Genomic DNA, 20,465 nt, shown 5'->3' on the forward strand with positions numbered 1-20,465 from the left:
GTGCAGCTTGCCACGGCGGGGTGGCGGGGGTACGGGGGGTTTCGCGGGAACCGGGCGGAGGGGTTTTCGGGGGTCACTCCACTCTGGGCGGGTCCGCGGGGTCGGGTATCCGGGTGGACCAGCCGCCGGGGACGGTGCGGGTCTGGCGGTCGCGGAAGCGGGCGGGGGCGAGGCCGACGCGGCGGGTGAAGAGGCGGCTGAAGTAGGCGGGGTCGTCGTAGCCGACGCGGCGGGCGACGGCGGCGACGGGGAGTTCGGTGGCGACGAGGAGTTCCTTGGCGCGGCCGAGGCGGATGCCGAGGAGGTAGTCCTTGGGGCTGCAGCCGGCGCCGCGGCGGACGGCGGTGCGGAGTTCGGCGGGGGTCATGCCGTGCCGGGCGGCGTGTTCGGCGACGGAGAGGGGGAGGAAGGCGTCGCGGGCGAGGGCGGCGAGGACGGGCCGGCCGTCGGGGGCGGTGTCGGCGCGGGCGCGGCGGAGGGCGACGAGGAGTTCGTGGACGGCGGCGGCGGTCTCGACGTCCAGGAGGGGGTTGTCGCGGCGGGCGGCGCGGGCGATGCGGCCGATGGCGGCGCGGGCCGGTCCGGTGTCGGCGAGGGGGACGAGGGTCTGGTGCGGGTCGATGCAGCCGAGCTCGGTGTAGGTGTCGGTGGCGGGGCCGGTGAAGTCGACGAAGCTCTCGTCCCAGCCGGTGTCGGGGTCGGCGCCGTAGTGGTGGGGGACGCCGGGGAGCAGCCAGAGCAGGGCGGGGGCGGTGACGGTGCGGCGGTGGCCGTCGGGGGTGGTGCACCAGCCGCGGCCGGCGTGGACGACGACGGCGACGTGGTGGTCGAGGGTGCGGGGGCCGACGGGCGGCAGGGTGCCGTGCTGGAGGCCGACGCCGAGGCAGACCAGGCCGAGGCGGTGGTGGAGGGGGCTGGGGGTGAAGTAGCGCATCCAGGTGTGGTACATGCCGGCGGGCCTCCCGTCGCCGTGTCGCTCCCTGGCACCGTCGGGTCGACGAACCGTCCGATCGCTTCCGATCTTCGTCCATGGACCGGCGGGCCGCCAGAGGGCGGGATGGGGGCGTTCGGGAGGGGGCACGGGGGCGGCGGGGCGGTCGGGACGCCGCGGGCCGGGTGCCGGGGGCCGACGGCCCCGACACCTGGCCCGCGGGCCCGCCTTCAGATCTCGGTCACCCGGAAGGCGTCGAGGACGAACTCCGCGGTGCCGTCGTCGCCGGTCTTGCGCAGGCCGACCCAGGCGTCGCCGTGCCGGGGCGCGGTGAACTCGTAGGCGTGGACGGCGGGTTGGGTGGCGACCGGGAGCGGCTGCCGGAGGAGTTCGCGGGTGGCGGGCGCGTCGACGGCGGTGATCCAGGCGTACTGCCCGGCCTTCTCGTTCTCGTAGCGGAAGGCGACGCGATAGCGGCGGCCGGGGACGAAGCGGACGGTGTGCGGGACGGTGCGGTGGACGAGGCCGGTGTTCTCGCCCCGGGACTTGAGGGACTGGCCGCCGTCGACGACGTCGTCGATCGCCTTGCCGTTCCAGCCGCGCCGGGTGTACGGGGCGTGGCGTCGGGCGATATGGGTGCGGGGGTCGGTGGAGCCGCCGGCGTCGCCCTTGACGAACGGGCCCCAGCCCTGCGGGACGTGCTCGAAGTCCTCGGCGGCGAGGGTGCCTCGGGGCAGGGCGGGCCGGCCGGCCGGGACGACCCGGATGTTGTCGAAGCGGACGCGGGCCGGGCCGGCCGCCGCCCGCAGAGCGAGCGTGACGGGCCCGCCGCCCTCGGGCACCGTGAAGTACGTGAACATGCGCTGGAAGCGGGTGCCGTGCTTGCGGTCGGCGGCGACGTGGTTGACGGCGGTGGAGGTGTCCGTCCAGTTGGCGGCGGTGACGCCGTCGCCGGTGCGTATCTCCAGGGATGCCCGGCGCCGCTCCCCCGCCGTGGCGCCGACCTCGACCTGCACGGACGCCGCGTAGCCGCCGGGTGCGAGGCGGGACAGGCGCTGGGAGACGGTGGCGGCGGCCCCGCCCGCGATGACGAGTTCGTAGTCGCCGAGGTCGCTGCGCTCCACGGATGCGGGCCCGGACACCTTCCAAGCTCCCTTCAGGGAGCCAGAGTTGAAGCCGGGGTCGTACAGCGGGGTGCCCTCGCCCCACTTCGGGTCGCGGTCGAGATCGCTGCGGTCGCGGTGGAGAACGTACGGCTGGTCGGCCTCGGCGTGGAGCGTCACCTTGCCGCCGCCCACAGGAACGTGGGAGACGAAGACGCGGCCCTGGTCGGTGAGGCGGTACAGGGCGATCCGGCTGCGACCGGCCCAGCCGCGCGGCAGGGACCAACTGGTGCTGCCGCCCTTGGGGTTGTAGTGGTAGAGGCGGTCGGGGTCGGCGGCGCGGCGCGGTTCCCACGGCAGGAGGTAGCTGCCCGCGTCGTAGACGAGGCGGCCGTCGGTGGTGATGCGCCGGCTGCCGGACGCGTCGCTGACCGAGGTCGCCGGGTCCCCGAAGAACGTGATCTCGTGCTCGCCCCAGGTCTTGACGGGCTGCGCCTGGAGGTACTTGGCGGGCAGCGAGTCCGTCCAGATGAGGCGGTAGAAGGCGGTCCAGTCGGTCTTGCCGGTCCAGCCCTCGAAGTTGCCCATGCGGGGGACGCCGAGGAGGGTGGGCCACTTGTCGGCGAAAACGTCCTTCTGGTGGTTGCGGATGAAGCGGATCAGCCGGGAGTTGATGCCGCGCGAGGTGTCCGGGCCGTAGTCGGTCTCGGTCGCCCAGTGCGACCACAGCGACGAGCGCTCGAAGCCGTGGCCCCATTCGCTCGTCACGTTCCAGCCCTGTTCGCGGAAGGTGCGCTGGAGGCGGTCGGAGGTCCAGCCGGACTCGCGGAAGACGTCGATGTAGAGGGTGTCGAGGGCGGGGTCGGTGTCCCGGCGCAGGTCGGCGAAGCGCTTGATGATGTCGCCGGAGACGAGGTCGCGGCGCTGGTCGATGCGGTAGCTCTGGTCGAGCCAGTCCCACTGCTTGTTCGTCCTGTCGACGAGTTTCTCGGAGAAGGCGTGGGCGACGGGGTAGGACTCGGTGGCGTTGACGTGGACGGCGAAGTCGCTGTGCCACGACTTTCCCTTGCTGACGAGTGTGTTGAGGTCGGCGAGGCCGCCGGCGCGTTCGTTGTAGTTGCCCGCGTAGTCGGGGTGCGCGGAGTCGTGGCCCTCGGACTGGTAGCCCTTGAGGAGGGTGAACTGGCGCAGCCCGTCGGTGGCCAGTGCGATCCGTTTGACGTCGTCGAGGGTGGCGAGGAACGGATTGGTGGCCTGCGAGGCGAAGTTGAAGGGGATGTGCGGGACGACGCGCAGATGCTGCTCGTCGGTGCCGCGCGGGGTGACGGCGATGTCGCGGAAGGCGATCGCGGCGTCCTGCCAGTCGACCTTGCCGTCGCCGTTGCGGTCGCCGGTGATGATCACGGTGGCGTACGGGAGGGGTTCGGTGGCGTCGAGGGGGGAGGTGGCGGCGCGGTGGGTCCACTGGCCGGGGGCGAGGCGGGCGGCGGTGTGGCCGTCGCCGCGCACGGTCTCGTGCCAGAGGCGGCCGTTCTCCCAGGTGGTGCCGGCGGCGGGGTCCGGTCTGTCGTAGACGGTGTTGGTCTCGACGGCGCCGCCGAGCGTGTCGTGGGCGACGACGGCGTAGGCGCAGCCGGTGGGTCGGGCGGCGGGGCTGTCGGTCCGCGGTGTGACGAGGGTGTCGCCGCTGCTGGCCTTGTCGAGCTGGACGGTGGCGGCGAGCAGTGCGGCGCCGGGCTGGTCGCTGCGGACGGACAGCAGGGCGAGACCGGGGATCTGCAGGGTGCCGACGCGCAGTCCCGAGGTGTCGGCGATCCGTGTGACGCGCCAGTCGACGCGGTGCGCGTCCACGGTGATCGTCACGTCGATGGTGCTGCCGGCGGCCAGTTCGAGCCGGTAGTCGGCCCGGTCGGCGGCGAACTTCGCGGTGACCGCCGGGGTGTGGGGGACGCCGTCGATCAGGAGGGTGGCCACCGGGTCGGGCTGGGCGTGCAGGACGGCGCCGGTGGTGCGGTCGGTGTAGTCGAGGACGCGGGGGAAGGCGGGGTCGACGCGGACGTCCAGCGCGGTGGAGCGCAGCCGCACCGGCCCGGTGCGGGGTGCGGCGGTGGCGGTGCGAGTGCCGGGCGGGAGGGCGGTGGCGACGCCGGCGAGCGCGGTGGTGGCGACGAGCTGTCTGCGGCTGGGCCCTGGCTGTGCGGTCACGCGCGTCCTCCTCGGTGGCGGTGCGGCCTGTCGGCGGACAGCGTGCGGGGCGGGTGGGGCGCGGGGCCATGGACTCGGGGCGGGAGGTGTTGGACGGATGTGCGGCGGCGGTGCCGCGGGTCAGTCGCCGTCCGGGCCGGTGACGGGGAGGACGGCGGTGACCTGCCAGCCGCCTTCGGGGGCGGGGCCGGCGGTGAGGGTGCCGCCGAGGGCCTCGGCGCGTTCGGCGAGGCCGGCCAGGCCGAAGCCTCCGCCCCGGGCCTGTTCGGAGAGGCGGGCGGGGTCGCCGCCGTCGTTGGCGATGCGGAGTTCGACGCCGCGCGGGACGGTGTGCAGGGTGATCCGGACGGCGGTGGCGTCGGCGGCGTGCTTGCCGACGTTGGTGAGGGCCTCGCGGACGATGCGGTGGACGGCGGCGGATGCCTCGGGGGGCAGGGTGCGGTCCAGACCGGGTTCGAGGTCGAGGGTGACCGGCGGGCCGGTGCGGGCGAACGCGTCGGCGAGGGCGCGGACCTCGGCGAGCCCGGCGACCGGCGTGGTGCGGGCCTCGCCCTCGCGCAGCACCCGCACCAGGCGGCGCATGGCGGCGAGCGCCTCGCCGCCGGAGGTCTCGATGCGGGTGAAGGCCGCGCCGGCCCGCGGCCCGTCGAGTTCGGTGAAGCGGGCGGCGCGGGCCTGGACGACGATGCCGGTGACGTGGTGGGCGATGACGTCGTGCAGTTCCCTGGCCAGTTCCAGGCGTTCGGCGTCGCGGACCGCGGCCAGGTCGCGCAGCCGCTGGGCGTCCTGCCAGCGCAGGATCAGCGAGTAGGCGGTGACGACGACGGTCAGGACGCCGTAGAGGACGGTGAAGACGCCCAGCCGGATGTCCCGCATGGGGGCCAGGACGCAGGCCAGGCCGAGCAGGGGGCCGAGGACGGCGGCGGTGCGGCCGGGGGCGCCGCGCACCACGGCGGTGAGCAGGACGAGCAGGGCGATGCCCTCGCCCAGGCCCCAGACGCGCAGGACGTGCCGGCCGGGGATCAGGACGACGGAGGCGGTGAGGGAGACCGCGACGGCGATCCGGGCGCGGGTGGTGAGCGGGAGCCGGCGGTAGGGGACGGCGCACAGGCAGACCACGACGGCGGCGGCCACGACGACGGCGTGCGGCCGGGTGGGCTGCCGGGCGAGGACGACGGTCTCGACGGCGACGAGGAAGAGCAGGACCGCGGCGAGGCCGGCCTTGGCGGCGGCGGCCTTGTGGGGGTGGGCGCGGGCCCACCCGGTCATCGGGCTCATTCGCCGGTGGCCAGCCCGGATTCCCAGGCCCAGGCGGCGATCTCGACGCGGTTGCGGGCGGCGAGTTTGGCCTGGACGTTGGCGAGGTGGGTCTTGACGGTGGAGAGCGAGACGAAGAGTTCGTCGGCGATCTCGGCGTTGGTGCGGCCGGTGGCCAGGGCGCGGACGACCTGCTCCTCGCGGTCGGTGAGCGGTTCCAAGGGCGCCTTGGCGGGGGCGCGGCCGGTGCCGGGGCCCATGGTGCGCAGCAGCCGCAGCGTGATGGCGGGTGAGACGAGGGCGTCACCGGCGGCCGCGGCGCGCACCCCCTCGACGAGCAGGGCGGGGCTGGCGTCCTTGAGGAGGAAGCCGTAGGCGCCGCCGTGCAGGGCGGCCTGCACGTACTCGTCGCGGTCGAAGGTGGTGACGATGACGATCCGGGGGCGGTCGTGGAACTCGGGGTGGTCGGCGGCGCGCTCGGCGAGCCGGCGGGTGACCTCCAGGCCGTCCACTTCCGGCATCCGGATGTCGAGCAGCAGCACGTCGGGCTGGAGCCGTTCGACGGCGTCCAGGGCGGCGGCGCCGTCGGTGACGTCGTCGAGGACCTCGATGTCGGGCTGGCTCTCCAGGATCATCCGGAAGCCCGTCCGGACCATCTCCTGGTCGTCGGCGATGACCACGCTGATCGGCATGGCTCCATCGGAACCGCGGCGGGCGGGCCGTGCAAGCCGCGGCGGCGGATGGCGGAACGGGCCGGGGCCCGGGCACACCCCCGGGCCCCGGCCGTCGCGGCTGCGGGCCGGGTCAGCCGCCGAGTTGGCCGGCGGCCTTCTTGATGTCGGCCGCGAAGGTGCTCACCTCGGTGTAGACGCCGGGCTTGCCGGGCCGGGCGCAGCCCTCGCCCCAGGAGACGATGCCGACCTGGAGCCACTGGCCGCCGTCGTCCTTGCGGAACATCGGGCCGCCGGAGTCGCCCTGGCAGGTGTCGGTGCCGCCGGTGTCGAGCTTGCCGGCGCATATCTCGTCGCCGGGCGTGAGGGAGTCGCCGTACGCCTTCTGGCAGGTGGCGTCGTCGACGAACGGGACGGTGGCCTTGAGGAGGTAGCGCTGCTGGTCGCCGCCTTCCTTGTCGGCGCCCCAGCCGGCGATGGTGAAGTCGCCCTGGTTGAAGGTGTCGTTCTCGGCGATCTTCAGGGTGGGCTGGTCGATGGGCTTGGCGAGCTTGATCAGGGCCCAGTCCTTGCCCTTGCCGTTGTAGCCGGGGGCCTGCAGGACCTGGGTGGAGTTGACCTTGACGGCGGCCGCGTCCTCCAGGTCGACGGCGCCGGCGGTGGCGGTGATGGAGGTGTCGGGCCCGCTGCCGTCGACGCAGTGGGCGGCGGTGAGCACGATGTCCTTGGCGTAGAGGGCGCCGCCGCAGCCCATCGACAGCCGGACCATGAAGGGGAATTCACCCTGGTCGGCGCGGGTGCCGCCGACGACGTGGGGGTGCACGGGATCGCCGGGGGCGGGGGCGGCGTGCGCGGCGGCCGGCTGGAGGCTGAGGGCGGCCAGGGCGACGGCGCCGGCGGCGGTGCATCTCTTGAGGTGCTTCAGGGAGCTGCGCAACGGGCTTCCTTTCGTGGGGGGTCGAGCGCGTCATGTCAGGCTCATGCCAATCCCAGAGCCGGGCATGCCGCCCGCAAAGTTCCTGTGAGCGAGGGCAGCACACCGCAAAGCCTCCGGGCATCTGGGCAATGAACCCGTAAAGCGCCCTGCGATTATGTGGACTGCGGGTTAAGAGTGACAAGGGTCAACATCCGGCCAACTCCCGTACCCCGTACGCCCCGTACGCCCATGCGCCACTTCCCGCGCGCCGGCCGTACAGTGTGCGGATGACCACCGGCGGCAGCGCGATCGCGCACGGCTTCCCCCATCTCGACACGGTCCGCGCCGCCCTCACGGCGCTCTTCCGGCGCCTGTCCCACGACACCGTGAGCGCCTTTCCCACCAGCGTGCTGCCGGTCGACGTCGCCTTCGACGACGACGAGGACCTCCATCTGGGCGCCCAACGGGTCGCCCGCGCCATGGTCCGCCAACTCCATCTGCCGGACGCCCGGATCGTGATCACCTTCCGCGAGATGGAGCACGCCGCGACGGTCGAACTGACCGCCGGGCCCGAGTACTTCGTCGAACTCAACGACCGCTTCCGGCGCCACCGCAAGGACATCGGCGCCGCCCTCGCCCACGAGGTGACCCATGTCTGGCTGCACCGGCTGGACCTGTCCTTCCCCGGCACCCGCGACAACGAGATCCTCACCGACACCGCCGCCGCCTATCTCGGCGCGGGCTGGCTGCTGCTGGACGCCTACCGCGAGCACGGCTCGTTCTCCCAGAAGCTGGGCTATCTGACACCCGAGGAGTTCGGCTACGTCCTGGCCAAGCGCGCCGCCTTCTTCGCCGAGGACCCCGCGCCGTGGTTCACCAGCCCCCAGGCGTACGACGCGTACACCGCCGGCCGGGCGCGGGCCCGCCAGGACGCCCGGCGGCCGCCGCTCGCCGCCGCCGGCTGGGCCGCCCGGCTCCGCTACGCCAAGGACCGCCGCGCGGCCCAGGGCCGGCACGGCTCCGCACCCGCGCCCGCCGGCCCCGGCTACGCCTTCGAACCCGCCGCCGGCGACGCGCCCCTGCGGGTGTCCTTCCCCTGCCCGACCTGCTGGCAGCGGATCCGCGTCCCGGTGCGCGGCCGCCTCCAGGCCCGCTGCGGCCTGTGCAGGACCCTGCTGGACTGCGAGACCTGACGGCACGTCACTCAAGGACCCTCGGTCAGACCCAGCCCTCCAACCCGGCCAGGAACCCCTCCGGATCGTCCCGGTGGATGGTGTGCCCGGCGCCGTGCACCGTACGGACCTCGAAGCCCCGGCCGGCGAGCTCCTTCCCCGTCTCCTCGGTGAAGAGGAACCCCTCCCCCGCGATCTGCACCAGCGACGGCACCACCGGCCGCTGTGGCGTCCGGTCCCGCAGCCGGCCGTCGGACAGCGCCAGCGCCGTCCCGGTGTCCCAGTCCGCGAGGGTGGCCAGCTCGATCTCGACGTCGGTGTCGTCCCAGCGCGGGTTGAAGTACCGCACCACGCCCGGGTCGGCCTTCTTGAACGTCAGGAACACCGCCGGGTCGACGTCCCGCGGCCCCGTCGACCACGCCGGATCGCTGTAGACCGCGCGCCGCGGCCGCAGCCGCTCGACGGCCAGCGACAGCGCCAGCCCGCCCAGCGAGTGCCCCAGGGCCACCTCGACACCGGCCGGCAGGGTGTCCACCAGGTCGTCGGCGAAGAGTTCGGGGCCGTACTCGCCGCGCGGGCTGCGGCCGTGGCCGCGCAGATCGACGGCGATGACGCGGTAGCCCCGCGCGGCGAGGGCCGGGCCGACCCGGTGCCAGGTGCGGTGGTCGGACATGATCCCGTGGATCAGCACCGCGATCCGGTCGCCGGCGCCCCACTCGTGGGTGTGCAGCTGCATGCGTGCCTCACTTCCGCTTGCCTCCCGCCCGCGCCGGTGCGCCGCGCGCCGGGAGGACGCCAAACGTCTGCATCCTCCCAGCCCCGAAGGGCGGGATTCGCACCACCCTTGAGGCGCGGGCCCCGGCGGGCCCCCGTTCCCTCGGACAGCGCCCCGGCCGGCGGGGGCTCACGCGCCCTCCGCGGGCGTTTCCGCTACGGGCCGGCACCTGCTCCCGCTCGCGGCCCGGACGGATCCGCTCGTTACCCCGAAGCCTCAACCGGCCTTCCTCCCCGGCGCATTGGTCCGTACGAGGCATAGCCCTGGTCGATCACGAGCCGGTCCGACCCCGGCTCCCACCCGTCCTGGAACCCGCCGCGTCGGCGGTACGTCCCATCCGCGACCGACCGAGGAGGCACGCCATGCAGCACAACACCGTCCACCGCACCCGCCCGCACGCCCGTGCGACCGTCTGGGCCGTCTCGCTCGCCGCGGCCGGTGCCGTCGCGCTCTCCGGCTGCGGCCGGGCCACGCAGACCGTGCACAGTTCGCCGCCGCACCGCACCGGCGACGCCTTCACCCAGCGGGCCGCGCAGATCGTCCATGACTGGCCGAAGGTCTCCCCCGTCGCCGGCCGGCACGAGGCGCTGCTGCCGCTGGCCGGCGCCGACCGCCCCGCGAGCAAGGACGTCCGGGAGCTGACGGTGACCGTCGGCCACAGCGCCTGCGACGTCGGCTACGGCGCCCGGGTCATGGAGTCCAAGGAGCTGGTGGTGGTGTCCGGTTGGGGAAAGCGGAAGAACCCGAAGGGGGTCTGCACCGAGCAGCTGGCCACGCACCGGACGAAGGTGCGGCTGAGCAGTCCGCTGGCGGGCCGCGAGGTGGTGGACGCCGCCACCGGCAAACGGCTGCTGAAGGGCTGACACCGGCTACGGCGCGGGGGTCCGATCGCGACCGGCGGCTTCCCGGCCCGGCCGGTGGCGGGCGACGCCACCTGACGAGCGGGCCGGCACACCGCCCCGGGCGTCAACGGGTGGTGTGCGCGCCGCCGTTGACGTTCAGCACCTGGCCGGTGATGTGCCGGGCCCCCGGCGAGGCCAGGAAGGCCACCGCACCGGCGATGTCGTCCAGGGTGCCGGCCCGGCCGGTGGCGGTGGCGGCGATCAGCCGCTCCCGGCGCTCGTCGGCGAGCTTGTCGCGGAAGAACTCGGTGTCGGTGATGTAGCCGGGCGAGACCACGTTGGCGGTGATCCCGCGGGGGCCGAGGTTCCGGGCCAGGTCGATGTTCCAGGAGGCCAGTGCGGCCTTGGCCGCCCCGTAGGAGCCGGAGCCCTGGTCGGCGGCGATGGAGCCGAGGTGGATCACCGCGCCGCCGGCCGCCAGCCGGTCGTCCACGGCGCGGGTGGTCAGCACGGCGCCGAGCAGGTTGGCGTCGAGGTTGGCGCGGAAGTCCCGGGCGTAGGAGGCCAGGTCGGTGGCGCCGTCGGCGTCGAAGTCGGTCTGCCCGCCGGCGTTGTTGACCAGGACGTCCAGGCGCTCGGGCAGTTCCGCGGCGAGCCGGAGGAGCGCGTCGGGGTCGGTGTGGTCGCAGACCAGGCCGGTGGTCCCGGGGAGCGCGGCCGCGGCCTCCTTGAGGGGGCCGGGGCGCCGGCCGGTGATGACGACGCGGTCGCCGTGGTTCGCGAAGTGTTCGGTGAGGGCTCGGCCGATGCCGGTGCCGCCGCCGGTGATGAGGATGCTGCGTGCCATGTGCGGAACCCCTCCTGATTTTCAGGTCTAAACTCCTGGCGCGCGGAGCGACCGTCGTTCAGTGCTAAATTTAGACCTGAACATAACACCTCCAGGAGGCCCGATGGCAAGCGACTTCCAGGCGCGGGACGACGGCGGGACGACGGCCGGCCCGCCCCCCTACCCGGTGGACGAGATCGCCGCCGCCTGGCAGCGCGAGCGCCCCGGTACACCGGTCTCCTCCATCGGGATCGTCACGCCCCTCTGGCGGCTGGCGAAGCTGCTGGGCGACGACCGCCGCCGGGTGCTCGGCCGCGCCGGGGTGGACATCGCCACCCTCGACCTGCTGAGCGTGCTGCGCCGCAGCGGCACCCCGTACACCCTGAGCACCCGGGAGCTGGGCCGGCGTTCGATGGTCACCGCCGGGGCGGTCTCCCAGCGGGTGGCCCGCGCCGAACGCGAGGGCCTGGTCACCCGCCGGCCCGGCGAGGGACGCCCGCGCAGCGTCCTGGTCGAGCTGACCCCGGCGGGCCACGACCTGGTGGAGTCGACGGTGGACCAAGTCCTCGGCCGTGAGGCGGAGTTGCTCCAGGTACTCGGCCCGAAGGAGCAGGAGCAGCTGGCCGGGCTGCTGCGGATCCTCCTCCAGGACGTCCAACGCCGCCTGGGCGACGACCGGATCACCCAGGTCGGCGAGGGCTGATCTCCGGCCGGTCGCGCGGCGGCGGCGGCGTGGGCGTCAGCACCTCGTCGGGCAGCCCCAGCCGGCCGCGGAAGGCCGCCCGGCCGGCCTCGGTGACGGCGAGGATGCGACTCGCGGGCGCCTTGATGATCCAGCGGTGCTCCAGCGCGTGCCGGTACAGGGCCGCGCCGACCGCGCCGGAGAGGTGCTGGCGGCGCGAGGTCCAGTCCAGGCAGGTGCGCACGTGCGCGCGGTGGGCCGGCGAGTGGCCGGCGTGCGGGATGCCGAGGTCGACCAGCCACTCGGCGCCGGCGGCGGTCAGTTCCAGCCCGTACTCCCGCACCAGCAGCCCGCGTTCGGTCATCGCCTCGGCGAGGGCCACCCCGAGGGCCCCGGCGATGTGGTCGTAGCAGGTGCGGGCGTGGTGCAGGGCCCGGCGGTGGTTGGCCTCGGCCAGCGAGCGGATCCGCACCTGGCGGTAGGGGGCGAGGCCGGCGAGGTTCTCCAGGGTCTCGGCGGTGTCGGGTCCGGCCAGCCTGACGTAGCGCCGCCGGCCCTGCCGCTCCTCGGCCAGCAGGCCGCCGGCGACCAGGAGGTTGAGGTGCTCGGTCGCGGTGGACGGCGCCACCCCGGCGTACTCGGCCAGTTCGCCGGCGGTCCAGGTGCCGCCGTCGAGCAGGGCGATGCAGATGGCGGCGCGGGTACGGTCCGCGAGCAGCGCCGCGAGGGCGGCCAGATCGGGGGTTTCCGCGGTGTTTTCATGATCGGCGTCCCATCGAATCATGTGCAGAGCGTAATCGCATATAACACTTCGGTGAGCACCGAATCGTCCTGCTTCTATCCTCGGGAACATGAAATCCGCGCTGGAGAAGAGCAGTTCGGTGGTGCCGGCGCTGCTGTCCACGGAGAACGACGACGGGACGTTCGTGCTGGTGGCGCTGCGGATCCGGTGGGACCTCGGGCCGGTGGTGAGCGTCTGGCTGCCCTCCCGGGGGCGCACCGCGCAGAATCTCGCGGTACGCCCCGACGTTGTCTTCAACCTGCCGCCCCAAGAGGACGCGGTGCAGGAAGGGGCGGACTGCGGCACCGAGCCGGAGGAGCCGTGGACGGAGCCGTCCGAGCTGGTCCGGCCGCCCCGACTGGCGCACTGCCCGGTGCAGTTGGAGGCGCGCCGGGTCGGCGAGCGGACGATGACGGACGGCGCCTGGACCCAGATCGAGGCGCAGGTGCTGCGGGTGCACGCGGACCCGCGCTGGGTGCTGCCGCTGGGCGACGGCAGCATCGACGTGTCCGCCTGGCGTGCCCCGGTGCACGACTTCCGGCCGCCGGTCACTCCCCCGCCGGAGCCCGTCCCGGCGCCCGCCCGGGAACTGGCCCGGCAGTTGGGCCGGCGGTTCCCCACCCAGCGGGACGGCTAGTGACCTGAGTCAGAGATTCGTCGTTAGTCGGGCATGAGTCGTCCGGGTCCGAAGATTCCGCCGTTGTCGGTCACTGATGCCCAGCGGGCGGTGCTGGAGGGCTGGTTACGTCGGCGTACGACGGCTCAGGCTCTGGCTCAGCGGTCGCGGATCGTGCTCGAGTGCGCCGAGGGCCACTCGATCATGGAGGTGTCCCGCCGGCTGCGGATCGCTCCGGACACGGTCCGCACCTGGCGGCGCCGCTTCATCGAGCGGGGGCTGGACGGTTTGTGCGACGACCCGCGGCCCGGTGTCCCCCGGAAGATCACCGATGCTGACGTCGAGCGGGTCATCGTCAAGACGCTTGAGGAAACCCCGAAGAACGCGACTCACTGGTCGACGAGGTCGATGGCCGCCGCTACGGGAATGTCGCAGTCGACGGTCTCGCGGATCTGGCGGGCGTTCGCCCTGGCCCCTCACCGGTCCCAGACGTTCAAGCTGTCCACCGACCCGCTGTTTATCGACAAAGTCCGCGATGTCGTCGGTCTGTATCTCGATCCGCCGGAGAAGGCCTTGGTGCTCTGCGTGGACGAGAAGTCGCAGATCCAGGCACTGGACCGGTCCCAGCCGGTCCTGCCGATGGTGCCCGGCGTTCCCGAACGCCGCAGCCACGACTACGTCCGGGCCGGCACCACGACCCTCTTCGCCGCTCTCGAGGTCGCCACCGGAAAGGTCATCGGCTCCCTCCACCGCCGTCACCGGGCAGCGGAGTTCAAGAAATTCCTCGCGAAGCTGGACAAGGAAGTCCCGGCCGGTCTGCAGGTTCATCTGATCCTGGACAACTACGCGACCCACAAGACGTCCGACATCAAGCGGTGGCTGCTTGCCCACCCACGGTTCCACCTGCACTTCACGCCGACCAGCGCGTCCTGGCTGAACCTGGTCGAGCGGTGGTTCGCCGAGCTGACCCAGAAAAAGCTCAAGCGCGGCGTCCACCGCTCAGTCCAAGCCCTCGAACGCGACATCCGAACCTGGCTCGCCGACTGGAACGAGCACCCCAGACCGTTCGTCTGGACGAAGACAGCCGACGAGATCCTCGACAAAGTCGCCGCCTACTGCCACCGAATCTCTGACTCAGGTCACTAGGGCGCTTCTGACGGATCTCCGTGGAGGAAGGAGCGGCGTCTGGTGCGTGCTCTCGCACGGCGCCGGGATGGCTTCATGGCGGAGCCATGGAGACATCTCGGCAACGCCGCATGGGGGTCCCGCCGCGCCCTCAAGGCGTGGGGGAGTGCGTGCCAGGCGTCGCGACGCCGCGGAGATCCGTCAGAAGCGCCCTAAGCCCGGCGGCGGACCCGCCGGGAAAGACAGCGCGGCGCCTGCCCTCCGGTCGGGGGAGGGGACAGGCGCCGCCGTACGAGAGCCGGGGTCTCACCCGGTCCTCGTGCCTCCGTACGACGCTGTACGGGACATCGGATGACGGTGCGTCACACGGTCAGTGCGCGGTCCGTCGGCTTGATCGGGGCCGGCAGGGCGCTGGCTCCCGTGAGGTGGCGGTCCACACCGCGGGCGGCGGAGCGGCCCTCGGCGATGGCCCAGACGATCAGCGACTGGCCCCGGCCGGCGTCACCGGCGACGAACACACCGGGGACGTTGGTGGCGAAGTCCGCGTCGCGGGCGACGTTGCCGCGGGCGTCGAGCTCCAGCCCGAACTGCTCGACCAGGCCGTTCTGCTGGTCGGTGCCGGTGAAGCCCATCGCGAGGGTGACCAGCTGGGCGGGGATCTTCCGCTCGGTGCCGGGCTTCTGCTCCAGCTTGCCGTCCTTGAACTCCACCTCGATCAGGTGCAGCCACTGGACGTTGCCGTCCTCGTCGCCCTCGAAGTGGGTGGTGGAGACGGAGTAGACCCGCTCGCCGCCCTCCTCGTGCGCGGAGGTGACCTTGTAGAGCATGGGGAAGGTCGGCCAGGGCTGGTTCGCGTTCCGCTCCTCACCGGGGCGGGGCATGATCTCCAGCTGGGTGACGGAGGCCGCGCCCTGGCGGTGCGCGGTGCCGACGCAGTCCGCGCCGGTGTCGCCGCCGCCGATGACGACCACGTGCTTGCCCTCGGCGGTGATCGGGGAGACCGTCAGGTCGCCCTCCTGCACCTTGTTGGCCAGCGGCAGGTACTCCATCGCGAAGTGCACGCCGTTCAGCTCGCGGCCGGGCACCGGCAGGTCGCGGGAGGTGGTGGCGCCGGCGGCGATGACCACCGCGTCGTAGCGCTTGCGGAGCTTGGCCGCGTCGATGTCGCGGCCGATCTCCACCTCCGTGCGGAACTTGGTGCCCTCCGCGCGCATCTGCTCGATGCGGCGGTTGATGTGCCGCTTCTCCATCTTGAACTCGGGGATGCCGTAGCGCAGCAGGCCGCCGATGCGGTCCGCGCGCTCGTACACCGCGACGGTGTGGCCGGCGCGGGTCAGCTGCTGGGCGGCGGCCAGGCCGGCCGGGCCGGAGCCGATGACGGCGACGGTCTTGCCGGAGAGCCGCTCGGGCGGCTGCGGGGTGACGTCGCCGCTGTCCCACGCCTTGTCGATGATGGAGACCTCGACGTTCTTGATGGTGACCGGCTGCTGGTTGATGCCCAGCACGCAGGCCGCCTCGCAGGGCGCGGGGCACAACCGGCCGGTGAACTCCGGGAAGTTGTTGGTGGCGTGCAGCCGCTCGCTGGCCGCGGTCCAGTCCTCGCGGTAGGCGTAGTCGTTCCACTCGGGGATGAGGTTTCCGAGCGGACAGCCGTTGTGGCAGAACGGGATGCCGCAGTCCATGCAGCGCGACGCCTGCTTGGTGATGATCGGCAGCAGGGAGCCGGGCTGGTAGACCTCGTTCCAGTCCTTGACGCGCTCCTGGACGGGGCGGGTCTTGGCGTGCTCGCGCTCGTGGTTCAGGAAGCCCTTGGGGTCAGCCATTGGTCGCCGCCTCCATCATCTTCTCGTGGGTCTCGGACTCGGAGAGCCCGGCCTGCTCGGCGGCTTCCTTTGCGGCGAGCACAGCCTGGTACGTGGGCGGGACGACCTTGCTGAAGCGCGCGGCCGCGGCATCCCAGTCGGCGAGGAGCTTCTCGGCCACGGTGGAGCCGGTCTCCTCCTGGTGGCGACGCACCACGTCGTGCAGCCACTGCTTGTCGTTCTCGTCCAACGGGCGGACCGCGGCGGCCAGTTCCGCGTTGACGTTGGCCGGGTCGAGGTCGACGACGTAGGCGAAGCCGCCGGACATGCCGGCCGCGAAGTTGCGTCCGGTCGCGCCCAGGACGACGGCGTTGCCGCCGGTCATGTACTCGCAGCCGTGGTCGCCGACGCCCTCGGAGACCACCGTGGCACCGGAGTTGCGGACGCAGAACCGCTCGCCGACCCGGCCGCGCAGGAACAGCTCGCCGCCGGTGGCGCCGTAGGCGAGGGTGTTGCCGGCGATGGTGGAGTACTCGGCGAGGTGGTCCGCGCCGCGGTCCGGGCGGACGACGATCCGGCCGCCGGAGAGGCCCTTGCCGACGTAGTCGTTGGCGTCGCCCTCCAGGCGGAGGGTGATGCCGCGGGGCAGGAACGCGCCGAACGACTGGCCGGCGGAGCCGGTGAAGGTGAGGTCGATGGTGTCGTCGGGCAGGCCCGCGCCGCCGAACTTCTTGGTGACCTCGTGGCCGAGCATGGTGCCGACGGTGCGGTTGATGTTGCGGATCGCGACCTGGGCGCGGACCGGCTGGGCGGCCTCGGCGGTGTCCGCGGCCAGCGCGTCGGTGGCGAGCCTGATCAGCTCGTTGTCCAGCGCCTTCTCCAGGCCGTGGTCCTGGGTGGTGATCTGGTGGCGGACCGCGCCCTCGGCCAGTTCGGGGACGTGCAGCAGCGGGGCGAGGTCCAGGCCCTGGGCCTTCCAGTGGTCCACCGCCCGGGCCACGTCGAGGACCTCGGCGTGGCCGACCGCCTCGTCCAGGGTGCGGAAGCCCAGCTCGGCGAGGAGCTCGCGGACCTCCTCGGCGATGAACTGGAAGAAGTTGACGACGAACTCGGCCTTGCCGCTGAACCGCTCGCGCAGCACCGGATTCTGGGTGGCGATGCCGACCGGGCAGGTGTCCAGGTGGCAGACGCGCATCATGACGCAGCCGGAGACGACCAGCGGCGCGGTCGCGAAACCGAACTCCTCGGCGCCCAGCAGCGCGGCGATGACCACGTCGCGGCCGGTCTTGAGCTGGCCGTCGGTCTGCACCACGATGCGGTCGCGCAGGCCGTTGAGCAGCAGGGTCTGCTGGGTCTCGGCCAGGCCCAGCTCCCAGGGGCCGCCGGCGTGCTTCAGCGAGGTGAGCGGCGAGGCACCCGTACCACCGTCGTGACCGGAGATCAGGACGACGTCCGCGTGGGCCTTGGAGACGCCCGCGGCGACCGTGCCGACGCCGACCTCGGAGACCAGCTTCACGTGGATGCGGGCCGCCGGGTTGGCGTTCTTCAGGTCGTGGATGAGCTGGGCGAGGTCCTCGATGGAGTAGATGTCGTGGTGCGGCGGCGGGGAGATCAGGCCGACGCCGGGCGTCGAGTGACGCGTCTTGGCGACCCACGGGTAGACCTTGTGGCCGGGCAGCTGGCCGCCCTCGCCGGGCTTGGCGCCCTGGGCCATCTTGATCTGGATGTCGTCGGCGTTGACGAGGTACTCGGAGGTCACGCCGAAGCGGCCGGAGGCGACCTGCTTGATCGACGAACGGCGCGCCGGGTCGTAGAGCCGGTCCGGGTCCTCGCCGCCCTCGCCGGTGTTGGACTTGCCGCCGAGCTGGTTCATGGCGATGGCGAGGGTCTCGTGGGCCTCGCGGGAGATCGAGCCGTAGGACATCGCGCCGGTGGAGAACCGCTTGACGATCTCGGAGGCCGGCTCGACCTCGTCCAGCGGGATCGACGGGCGACCGGAGGCGAAGGAGAACAGGCCGCGCAGCGTCATCAGCCGCTCCGACTGCTCGTTCACCCGCTCCGTGTACTGCTTGAAGATGTCGTAGCGGCGCGAGCGGGTGGAGTGCTGGAGCCGGAAGACGGTCTCCGGGTCGAAGAGGTGCGGCTCGCCCTCGCGGCGCCACTGGTACTCGCCGCCGATCTCCAGGGCGCGGTGGGTGGCGGTGATGCCGGAGGCCGGGTACGCCTTGGCGTGCCGGGCCGCGACCTCACGGGCGACGACGTCCAGACCGGCGCCGCCGATCTTGGTGGTGGTGCCCTGGAAGTACTTGGCGACGAACTCCTCGTCCAGGCCGACGGCCTCGAAGACCTGCGCACCACGGTAGGAGGCGACGGTGGAGATGCCCATCTTGGACATGACCTTCAGGACGCCCTTGCCGAGCGCCTTGATGAGGTTCCGGATGGCCGTCTCGGACTCCACGCCCGGCAGGAAGGTGCCGGCCCGGACGAGGTCCTCGACGGACTCCATCGCCAGGTAGGGGTTGACCGCGGCGGCGCCGTAGCCGATCAGCAGCGCGACGTGGTGCACCTCGCGGACGTCGCCGGCCTCGACCAGCAGCCCGACCTGGGTGCGGGTCTTGGTGCCGATGAGGTGGTGGTGGACCGCGGCGGTCAGCAGCAGCGACGGGATCGGCGCGTGCTCGGCGTCCGAGTGGCGGTCGGAGAGCACGATCAGCCGGGCGCCGTCGGCGATGGCGGCGTCGGCCTCGGCGCAGATCTCCTCGATCCGGGCGGCCAGCGTCTCGCCGCCGCCGGAGACGCGGTAGAGACCGGAGAGGGTCACGGACTTCATGCCGGGCATGTCGCCGTCGGCGTTGATGTGGACGAGCTTGGCCAGCTCGTCGTTGTCGATCACCGGGAACGGCAGGGTCACGCTGCGACAGGAGGCCGCGGTGGGCGTGAGGAGGTTGCCCTGAGGGCCGAGGGAGGAGATCAGGGAGGTGACCAGCTCCTCCCGGATGGCGTCCAGCGGCGGGTTGGTGACCTGCGCGAAGAGCTGGGTGAAGTAGTCGAAGAGCAGCCGGGGGCGCTCGGAGAGCGCGGCGATCGGCGAGTCGGTGCCCATCGAGCCGATCGGCTCGGCGCCGGCCTTGGCCATCGGGGCGAGGATGACCCGCAGCTCCTCCTCGGTGTAGCCGAAGGTCTGCTGCCGGCGGGTGACCGAGGCGTGGGTGTGCACGATGTGCTCGCGCTCGGGCAGGTCGGCCAGGTCGATCAGACCGGCGTCCAGCCACTCCTGGTAGGGCTGCTCGGCGGCGAGCCGGGCCTTGATCTCGTCGTCCTCGATGATGCGGTGCTCGGCGGTGTCGACGAGGAACATCCGGCCGGGCTGCAGGCGGCCCTTGCGGACGACCTTGGCCGGGTCGATGTCCAGGACGCCGACCTCGGAGGAGAGCACGACCAGGCCGTCGTCGGTGACCCAGTAGCGGCCCGGGCGCAGACCGTTGCGGTCCAGCACCGCGCCGACCTGGGTGCCGTCGGTGAAGGTGACGCAGGCCGGGCCGTCCCAGGGCTCCATCATCGTGGAGTGGTACTGGTAGAAGGCCCGCCGGGCCGGGTCCATGGCGGTGGCGTTCTCCCACGCCTCGGGGACCATCATCAGCACCGCGTGCGGCAGCGAGCGCCCGCCGAGATGGAGCAGCTCCAGGACCTCGTCGAAGGAGGCGGAGTCGGAGGCGTCCGGGGTGCAGACCGGGAACAGCCGCTCCAGGTCCTCGTTGCCGAAGAGCTTCGAGGCCAGCTGGGACTCGCGGGCCCGCATCCAGTTGCGGTTGCCCTGGACCGTGTTGATCTCGCCGTTGTGCGCGACGAAGCGGTACGGGTGGGCCAGCGGCCAGCTCGGGAAGGTGTTGGTGGAGAACCGCGAGTGGACCAGGGCGATGGCGGTGGCGAAGCGGCGGTCGGAGAGGTCCGGGAAGAAGGGCTCCAGCTGGCCGGTGGTCAGCATGCCCTTGTAGACGATGGTGCGGGCGGACAGCGAGGGGAAGTAGACCCCGGCCTCCCGCTCGGCGCGCTTGCGCAGCGCGAACGCCTTGCGGTCCAGTGCCAGGCCGGTGTCCCCGCCGTCGGCGGGGCTGCGCCGGTCCGCGACGAAGAGCTGGGAGAAGGCCGGCATGGTGGCGCGGGCGCCGTTGCCCAGCAGCTGCGGGGCGACCGGGACGACCCGCCAGCCGAGGACGGCGAGGCCCTCCTCGTCGGCGAGCGTCTCGATCCGTGAGACGGCCGCGGCCGCTTCGTGGGCGTCCGAGGGCAGGAAGGCGATGCCGACGGCGTAGGAGCCGGCCGCGGGGAGCTCGAAGGTGGCCTCCGCGCGGAGGAACGCGTCCGGGATCTGGAGCAGGATGCCCGCGCCGTCGCCCGAGTCGGGCTCGGAGCCGGTGGCACCGCGGTGCTCCAGATTGGTCAGCACGGTCAGGGCCTGCTCGACCAGGGCGTGGCTGGCCTCGCCGGTGAGGGTGGCCACGAAGCCGACGCCGCAGGCGTCGTGCTCGTTGCGCGGGTCGTACATACCCTGCTGGACGGGGCGGCCGTCCAGGGGCGACCAAGCGGCGGCGGCGCTGCTGGTGGTCGCGGAGTGCGTGGACGCGTGGCGCATCGGCTCTCCCAACGTCGTCGTGGCAATAGGCTTTGCCGAGGGACGACGTTGGCCCTCCGCGAAATTTCGTGCAGGTTACAGGATGGCTCGCTTCTCGAAAAGCGAAAGATGCCTTCCAGCATCCGGAC

The 20,465-nt window shown here is 72.7% G+C and carries 15 protein-coding genes; 5 read left to right on the forward strand and 10 right to left on the reverse strand.

The window, feature by feature from the left end:
* Positions 1-73: 73 nt before the first annotated feature.
* The 5 genes from K2224_RS25710 to K2224_RS25730 all read right to left on the reverse strand — a co-directional run bounded on the left by K2224_RS25710 (position 74) and on the right by K2224_RS25730 (position 7,104).
* The gene (locus tag K2224_RS25710; protein ID WP_221908869.1) at positions 74-949 is read right to left on the reverse strand and encodes an AraC family transcriptional regulator; all 876 of its coding nucleotides are present in this window, start codon (positions 947-949) and stop codon (positions 74-76) included.
* A gap of 212 nt (positions 950-1,161) precedes the next feature.
* Positions 1,162-4,239, reverse strand: coding sequence for an endo-alpha-N-acetylgalactosaminidase family protein (locus K2224_RS25715; protein ID WP_221908870.1), 3,078 nt, complete (start codon positions 4,237-4,239; stop codon positions 1,162-1,164).
* Between the two features lie 120 nt (positions 4,240-4,359).
* Complete coding sequence (locus K2224_RS25720) at positions 4,360-5,508, reverse strand: sensor histidine kinase (RefSeq protein WP_221908871.1); 1,149 nt, start codon at positions 5,506-5,508, stop codon at positions 4,360-4,362.
* Positions 5,509-5,513: 5 nt separating this feature from the next.
* Entirely contained in the window at positions 5,514-6,188 is a 675-nt protein-coding gene (locus K2224_RS25725; RefSeq protein ID WP_221908872.1) for a response regulator transcription factor, read from the reverse strand.
* A gap of 112 nt (positions 6,189-6,300) precedes the next feature.
* On the reverse strand, positions 6,301-7,104 hold the full coding sequence (locus tag K2224_RS25730) for a trypsin-like serine protease (RefSeq protein ID WP_221908873.1): 804 nt from the start codon (positions 7,102-7,104) through the stop codon (positions 6,301-6,303).
* A gap of 266 nt (positions 7,105-7,370) precedes the next feature.
* On the opposite strand from K2224_RS25730, the gene K2224_RS25735 reads away from it, so the two are divergent.
* The gene (locus K2224_RS25735) at positions 7,371-8,276 is read left to right on the forward strand and encodes a hypothetical protein (protein WP_221908874.1); all 906 of its coding nucleotides are present in this window, start codon (positions 7,371-7,373) and stop codon (positions 8,274-8,276) included.
* Positions 8,277-8,301: 25 nt separating this feature from the next.
* Here the strand turns inward: K2224_RS25735 and K2224_RS25740 are convergent, their stop codons facing one another.
* On the reverse strand, positions 8,302-8,991 hold the full coding sequence (locus tag K2224_RS25740) for an alpha/beta fold hydrolase (protein WP_221908875.1): 690 nt from the start codon (positions 8,989-8,991) through the stop codon (positions 8,302-8,304).
* Between the two features lie 401 nt (positions 8,992-9,392).
* Between K2224_RS25740 and K2224_RS25745 the strand changes: the two genes are divergently transcribed.
* The gene (locus K2224_RS25745) at positions 9,393-9,893 is read left to right on the forward strand and encodes a hypothetical protein (protein WP_221908876.1); all 501 of its coding nucleotides are present in this window, start codon (positions 9,393-9,395) and stop codon (positions 9,891-9,893) included.
* A gap of 103 nt (positions 9,894-9,996) precedes the next feature.
* Here K2224_RS25745 and K2224_RS25750 read toward each other — a convergent pair whose 3' ends face one another.
* Positions 9,997-10,719, reverse strand: a complete 723-nt coding sequence (locus K2224_RS25750) for an SDR family NAD(P)-dependent oxidoreductase (RefSeq protein ID WP_221908877.1) — start codon at positions 10,717-10,719, stop codon at positions 9,997-9,999.
* A 103-nt stretch (positions 10,720-10,822) separates the two neighbouring features.
* Here K2224_RS25750 and K2224_RS25755 point away from each other — a divergent pair, with 103 nt between their 5' ends.
* Positions 10,823-11,401, forward strand: coding sequence for a MarR family winged helix-turn-helix transcriptional regulator (locus K2224_RS25755; RefSeq protein WP_221908878.1), 579 nt, complete (start codon positions 10,823-10,825; stop codon positions 11,399-11,401).
* Here K2224_RS25755 and K2224_RS25760 read toward each other — a convergent pair.
* The gene (locus K2224_RS25760; protein WP_221908879.1) at positions 11,379-12,164 is read right to left on the reverse strand and encodes a helix-turn-helix transcriptional regulator; all 786 of its coding nucleotides are present in this window, start codon (positions 12,162-12,164) and stop codon (positions 11,379-11,381) included. The two genes, K2224_RS25755 and K2224_RS25760, sit on opposite strands and share 23 nt — an antisense overlap.
* 67 nt (positions 12,165-12,231) lie before the next feature.
* Between K2224_RS25760 and K2224_RS25765 the strand changes: the two genes are divergently transcribed.
* Both K2224_RS25765 and K2224_RS25770 read left to right on the forward strand, forming a co-directional pair.
* The gene (locus K2224_RS25765) at positions 12,232-12,798 is read left to right on the forward strand and encodes a hypothetical protein (RefSeq protein ID WP_221908880.1); all 567 of its coding nucleotides are present in this window, start codon (positions 12,232-12,234) and stop codon (positions 12,796-12,798) included.
* 33 nt (positions 12,799-12,831) lie between these two features.
* Entirely contained in the window at positions 12,832-13,923 is a 1,092-nt protein-coding gene (locus K2224_RS25770) for an IS630 family transposase (protein WP_221908881.1), read from the forward strand.
* 341 nt (positions 13,924-14,264) lie between these two features.
* Here the strand turns inward: K2224_RS25770 and K2224_RS25775 are convergent, their stop codons facing one another.
* Positions 14,265-15,725, reverse strand: coding sequence for a glutamate synthase subunit beta (locus K2224_RS25775; protein ID WP_221908882.1), 1,461 nt, complete (start codon positions 15,723-15,725; stop codon positions 14,265-14,267).
* The gene (gene gltB, locus K2224_RS25780; protein WP_221908883.1) at positions 15,718-20,337 is read right to left on the reverse strand and encodes a glutamate synthase large subunit; all 4,620 of its coding nucleotides are present in this window, start codon (positions 20,335-20,337) and stop codon (positions 15,718-15,720) included. Before gltB ends, K2224_RS25775 begins: the two co-directional genes overlap by 8 nt.
* Between the last annotated feature and the right edge of the window lie 128 nt (positions 20,338-20,465).

The organism is Streptomyces sp. BHT-5-2 (genome assembly GCF_019774615.1).
Taxonomy (GTDB): domain Bacteria; phylum Actinomycetota; class Actinomycetes; order Streptomycetales; family Streptomycetaceae; genus Streptomyces.